The following is a 3,135-nucleotide window of genomic DNA, read 5'->3' on the forward strand; positions in this document are numbered from 1 at the left end:
TCGCCATGATGTGCCCTGGTCCCCCTGCGTTCGATGGCTGTTCCCCGGGGCGTCGATCGCGCAGGCGATAGTGAGCGCCACACGCAGTGGGGAGGAGCGTCGTGGGTGAATTCGTGTTGGACCGGCGGTTGGCGCTGACCGGGGCAGCAGCAGCAGGCGCGGTGCTGTTGACGGGCGTGGCGGCCCGTCCGGCGGCCGCATCCTGGAACGAGCCGGAGACAACGACCGGCGACCAGGCTGCGGCGGAGACCGCAGCACCGTTTCTTCTAGGCGTCGCCAGCGGGGACCCGCTGGCAGACGGGGTCATCCTGTGGACGCGGCTGGTCCGCGACGTCTACGACGCCGGATCGATGCCGTCGCGGCCGATCACGGTGGCCTGGCAGGTCGCGCACGACAGGCGGTTCCACCGCCTGGCGGCCGCCGGGGTCACCCGGGCGCTGCCCGAGCTCGCGCATTCGGTCCACGTGGACGTGCGCGGGCTGGAGCCCGGCCGCGACTATTTCTACCGTTTCCGCGCGGGTGGCCAGCTCAGCCCGGTCGGACGTACCCGGACCGCACCGGCCTGCTCCGCCGACCCGCAGCTGCTGCGGCTCGGCGTGGTCAACTGCCAGGACTTCCAGAACGGCTACTGGCCGACGTTCTGGGGACTCGCCGACGAAGACCTCGACGTCGTGTTCCACCTGGGTGACTACATCTACGAGTACGACCCGAACAGCCGCTTCCCCGATCGGGCACACGTCGCCCCGCAGACCCCGGGTCTGGACCAGCTGTCCACGCTGGCCGACTATCGCAACCGGCATGCCCAGTACAAGGGTGACCCCGCGCTGCGGGCAGCCCACGCCGTGGCGCCCTGGGTGGTCACCTGGGACGATCACGAGACCGAGAACAACTACGCGGGCTTCGTCGACGAGATCGACGACACCGGTGCGAAGAAGCAGACGCCCGAGGAGTTCCGGCGGCAGCGCGCCGCGGCGTACCAGGCGTACTACGAACACATGCCGATCCGCGCCGACCTGCGCCCCGGCTCGGCCTCGATGCGCATCTACCGCCGCTTCGACTTCGGGCGGCTCGCCCGGATCAACGTGCTCGACACCCGGCAGTACCGCACCGACCAGCCGGGCGGTTTCCCCGGCGACTTCGGTCTGGAGTCGGCGGGCCGGCTGAACACGGCGGGCACCCTCACCGGCGACGTCCAGGAGCAGTGGCTCACCCGGGGCCTGACCAGCTCGCCGACCCGGTGGAACGTCATCGCCCAGCAGACCATGATGAGCCGCACCCGCTTCCCCAACCCGACGGGGGTGCCACCCACCATCGTCGACCTGGACCAGTGGGACGGCTACGTCCCCCAGCGCACGCGGCTGCTGCGGCTGCTGGCCGACGCTCATGTGGCCAACCCGGTGGTACTGTCCGGTGACATCCACTCCACCTGGTTCAGCGACCTCAAGGTGGACTTCGACGACCCCGCCTCGCCGGCCGTCGCCGTGGAGTTCGTCAGCACGTCGATCAGCTCGGACTTCCCGGTCGCCTTCGACGCGCCGATCAAGCAGGTCAACCCGCTGCTCAACCCGCACGTTCGCTACTTCAACGGGCTCAAGCACGGTTACCTGCGCTGCGAGGTGACGCCTGGTACGTGGCGGACCGACGTGCGGGTGGTCGACACCATCGACGTCCGCGACGCCCCCGTCCGTACCGACGTCTCGTTCGCCGTGCAGGCGGGCACTCCGGGCCTTATGGCGCTCTGAACCACGCGGGTCAGGACACGACCCAGCCACGCGCCCGGGCGAGATCGGTGAGACGCTGGCGGATCTGGCCGATCTGACTACCGGTCAAGGTCGGGACACCTTCGATCAGGGTCTCGGTCAACACATGCTGAAACTCGGCGGTCGTCAGAACATCACACATCTCGTCGTCGTCGGTGCCCGAACCGGCGGCGTTCGAGCCCGGGGTACGCGGCCAGAACGGACCGACCGCCGCCCGGTCGACAAGACGAACGGCCGAAGCCTTCAGGCCCTTGTCGCCCTCTTCCGCCTTGAACTCGACAAGTGCCCCGGGCCGGAACAGGTGCTTTTCGTCCTGCAGGTCGTTCACATGCATGAAGATGTCATCGCCGCCCTCATCGGGCGAGATGAAGCCGTAGCCACGAATGCCGTCGAACCGCACGATTCTGCCAGTACCCACCGCATCAACCTCTACATCGGGGCGAACGTCCCAGACCATGGGACCGCACGCACATTGCCAGTTGAACCCAACCAAGTCAACTGCTGACGCACCGGAGACAGCAAATGATCATCTAGCTGATAGCGGCCCGAGCGGGGACGGTACGCGACAGCCGGCCGACGGCAGCAGGGCCTGTCAGTCGCATCGGGGCTGGTCAACCACATCAGGCCAGGTCCTACGGCCTGGCACGGCTAGGCTGAGAGGTCAGCTGCCCCGGCCGCGACCGACCGATCGACGGCCCGTCGCACCGGCGCCTGCCCACCGCGACCGAAGGGGTCTCGTGACCGACCGCTGGATCCACCTTGACGGCTGTGCCAACGCCCGCGACCTCGGGGACCTGCCCACGACGGCCGGTGGTTCGACCAGGCGCGGGCTCCTGATCCGCTGCGACACCGTACAGCAGCTCACGGTGGACGCCACGAACGTACTGATCAACGAGTTCGGTCTGCGCACGGTACTCGACCTGCGTACACCCAAGGAGGCAGCGGCCGAAGGCCGCGGGCTGCTCGCGGAGACCGAGGTCGGATACCATAACACGGCGTTCATACCCGACCTCTACCTTGTGCCCGGTGACCCCGAACACAAAGTGATCGTCGAGCAGCGGTCCAAGCGGGAAACCGTCGAACACTACCTGGACTATCTGACCCGCCCCGCCAGCGCGGTCCCGACCGCCCTGCGGCTACTCACCCAGCCGGCCGAACTGCCGACCCTGTTCCACTGCGCGGCGGGCAAGGACCGCACCGGCGTACTTGCCGCGCTCGTCCTGGACATCGTCGGAGTACGGCGCGAGGCCATCGTCGACGACTATGTGATGACCAACGAGCGGCTACCGCAGATCAAGACACGGCTCAGCGCGATGCCGACCTACAGCCGGAGCGCGCGCAGCGACATCGGTTGCCGTCCCGAGACCATGGTGAC

3 protein-coding genes are annotated in these 3,135 nt (G+C 68.2%); 2 read left to right on the top strand and 1 reads right to left on the bottom strand.

Features of this window, described 5'->3' with window-relative positions; translation table 11 throughout:
* Positions 1-101: 101 nt before the first annotated feature.
* Complete coding sequence (locus U9980_RS09360; protein ID WP_322767570.1) at positions 102-1,742, top strand: alkaline phosphatase D family protein; 1,641 nt, start codon at positions 102-104, stop codon at positions 1,740-1,742.
* A gap of 10 nt (positions 1,743-1,752) precedes the next feature.
* Here the strand turns inward: U9980_RS09360 and U9980_RS09365 are convergent, their stop codons facing one another.
* Positions 1,753-2,178 (bottom strand): cold-shock protein, encoded by a 426-nt coding sequence (locus U9980_RS09365; RefSeq protein ID WP_322748010.1) that lies wholly within the window; start codon positions 2,176-2,178, stop codon positions 1,753-1,755.
* A 319-nt stretch (positions 2,179-2,497) separates the two neighbouring features.
* Here U9980_RS09365 and U9980_RS09370 point away from each other — a divergent pair.
* Positions 2,498-3,135 (top strand): tyrosine-protein phosphatase (locus tag U9980_RS09370; RefSeq protein ID WP_322767571.1); only part of this gene is annotated, 638 nt, incomplete at its 3' end.

The sequence above is a fragment of the Protofrankia sp. Cr1 genome (genome assembly GCF_963555865.1).
Lineage (GTDB): Bacteria > Actinomycetota > Actinomycetes > Frankiales > Frankiaceae > Protofrankia.